We start from the raw sequence: 3,248 nt of genomic DNA, 5'->3' as shown, positions 1-3,248 counted from the left end.
GCGCAAAGCAAAAAACCCCAGTCATATTCTGACTGGGGTTTTCTGGGCTGTAAGAGCCTGACGATGACCTACTTTCACACGGGAACCCGCACTATCATCGGCGCTGAGTCGTTTCACTGTCCTGTTCGGGATGGGAAGGAGTGGTACCAACTCGCTATGGTCATCAGGCATAAAGGGTTGTTCTGCTGATCACGCGATCAGCAGAACGAATTCATAGAGTTTGGAATCAGCTTTTGGCGAATTATTTTGAATGCGTCAACTTGGCATAACACCTTGATCAGACTGATCAAAGTTATAGGGTCAAGCCTCACGAGCAATTAGTATCAGTTAGCTTAACGCATTACTGCGCTTCCACACCTGACCTATCAACGTCCTGGTCTTGAACGACTCTTCAGGGGGCTCAAGGCCCCGGCAGATCTCATCTTGAAACGAGTTTCCCGCTTAGATGCTTTCAGCGGTTATCTCTTCCACACTTAGCTACTCGGCAATGCCACTGGCGTGACAACCGATACACCAGAGGTGTGTCCACTCCGGTCCTCTCGTACTAGGAGCAGGCTTCCTCAAATCTGCAGCGCCCACGGAAGATAGGGACCAAACTGTCTCACGACGTTTTAAACCCAGCTCACGTACCTCTTTAAATGGCGAACAGCCATACCCTTGGGACCGGCTACAGCCCCAGGATGAGATGAGCCGACATCGAGGTGCCAAACACCGCCGTCGATATGAACTCTTGGGCGGTATCAGCCTGTTATCCCCAGAGTACCTTTTATCCGTTGAGCGATGGCCCTTCCATACAGAACCACCGGATCACTATGTCCTGCTTTCGCATCTGCTCGACTTGTCAGTCTCGCAGTTAAGCACGCTTATGCCATTGCACTATCGTCACGATGTCCGACCGTAACTAGCGTACCTTCGAACTCCTCCGTTACGCTTTGGGAGGAGACCGCCCCAGTCAAACTGCCTACCATGCACTGTCCCCGATCCAGATAATGGACCTAGGTTAGAACCTCAAACACACCAGGGTGGTATTTCAACGTTGGCTCCACAAGATCTAGCGACCCTGCTTCAAAGCCTCCCACCTATCCTACACAGATCTGTTCAAAGTCCAATACAAAGCTACAGTAAAGGTTCATGGGGTCTTTCCGTCTTTCCGCGGGGAGATTGCATCATCACAAACATTTCAACTTCGCTGAGTCTCAGGAGGAGACAGTGTGGCCATCGTTACGCCATTCGTGCAGGTCGGAACTTACCCGACAAGGAATTTCGCTACCTTAGGACCGTTATAGTTACGGCCGCCGTTTACTGGGACTTCAATCAAGAGCTTGCACCCCATCATTTAATCTTCCAGCACCGGGCAGGCGTCACACCCTATACGTCCACTTTCGTGTTTGCAGAGTGCTGTGTTTTTAATAAACAGTCGCAGCCACCGATTTTTTGCAACCCATTCATGCTTCGTTGTTCACTACACACTAATAGGGCACACCTTCTTCCGAAGTTACGGTGTCAATTTGCCGAGTTCCTTCTCCTGAGTTCTCTCAAGCGCCTTAGAATACTCATCTCGCGCACCAGTGTCGGTTTGCGGTACGGTCGTTGTTAGCTGAAGCTTAGTGGCTTTTCCTGGAACCTCGTTCAGTCACTTCACGGACAAGTCCGCTCGATCGTTGGCCTCGGTATATGTGCACCGGATTTGCCTAATGCACGCCTACATCCAACTAAACCAGAATAATCCAATAACTGGATGACCTATTAAGATCCGTCCCCACATCGCACTAACAATCGGTACAGGAATATTGACCTGTTTCCCATCAGCTACGCATCTCTGCCTCGCCTTAGGGGCCGACTCACTCTACGCCGATGAACGTTGCGTAGAAAACCTTGCGCTTACGGCGAGGGGGCTTTTCACCCCCTTTAACGCTACTCATGTCAGCATTCGCACTTCTGATACCTCCAGCACGCTTTACAACGCACCTTCACAGGCTTACAGAACGCTCTCCTACCACTTGCAATAAATTGCAAATCCGCAGCTTCGGTAACTGGCTTAGCCCCGTTACATCTTCCGCGCAGGACGACTCGATCAGTGAGCTATTACGCTTTCTTTAAATGATGGCTGCTTCTAAGCCAACATCCTGACTGTTTTAGCCTTCCCACTTCGTTTCCCACTTAGCCAATTTTAGGGACCTTAGCTGGCGGTCTGGGTTGTTTCCCTCTTGAGTCCGGACGTTAGCACCCGGTGCTCTGTCTCCCAAGCTGTACTCATCGGTATTCGGAGTTTGCCTTGGTTTGGTAAGTCGCCATGACCCCCTAGCCAAAACAGTGCTCTACCCCCGATGGTAATACTTGAGGCACTACCTAAATAGTTTTCGGAGAGAACCAGCTATTTCCAAGTTTGTTTAGCCTTTCACCCCTATCCACAGCTCATCCGCTAGTTTTGCAACACTAGTCGGTTCGGACCTCCAGTACCTGTTACGGCACCTTCATCCTGGCCATGGATAGATCACTTGGTTTCGGGTCTACACCCAGCGACTGATCGCCCTATTCGGACTCGATTTCTCTACGGCTTCCCTATTCGGTTAACCTTGCCACTGAATGTAAGTCGCTGACCCATTATACAAAAGGTACGCAGTCACCCCTTACGAGGCTCCTACTTTTTGTAAGCACGCGGTTTCAGGATCTATTTCACTCCCCTCCCGGGGTTCTTTTCGCCTTTCCCTCACGGTACTAGTTCACTATCGGTCAATGATGAGTATTTAGCCTTGGAGGATGGTCCCCCCATATTCAGACAGGATTTCTCGTGTCCCGCCCTACTTGTCGTTAGCTCAGTACCACACAGGTCATTTCACGTACGGGGCTATCACCCGCTATGGCCAGTCTTTCCAAACTGTTCCGTTATGTCTTGTGCTATCACTAACAGGCTCTTCCGATTTCGCTCGCCACTACTTTCGGAATCTCGGTTGATGTCTTTTCCTCGAGCTACTGAGATGTTTCAGTTCACCCGGTTCGCCTCGCATGACTATGTATTCATCATGCGATACCTTTGCAGGTGGGTTTCCCCATTCGGAAATCTCCGGATCAAAGCTAATTTGCCAGCTCCCCGAAGCTTATCGCAGGCTATCACGTCCTTCGTCGCCTATCATTGCCAAGGCATCCACCACGTGCTCTTATTCACTTGACCCTATAACTTTGACGTTTCTTTCGAAACACAAAATCATCTCAAGGAATATGTCAGGTCTTTCACCTGACGCGTTATG

The 3,248-nt window shown here is 50.1% G+C and carries 2 rRNA genes; both read right to left on the bottom strand.

Annotation, left to right across the window (positions count from 1 at the left end):
* Positions 1–55 precede the first annotated feature (55 nt).
* Positions 56–168, bottom strand: a 5S ribosomal RNA gene (gene rrf / locus AC0IYU_RS34725).
* 128 nt (positions 169–296) lie between these two features.
* Positions 297–3,172, bottom strand: a 23S ribosomal RNA gene (locus tag AC0IYU_RS34720).
* Positions 3,173–3,248: the final 76 nt, after the last annotated feature.

Source organism: Variovorax sp. AC103, from assembly GCF_979254005.1.
The sequence above is the reverse complement of the archived record's forward strand: the minus strand, read 5'-3'. Positions and strand labels throughout refer to the sequence as shown.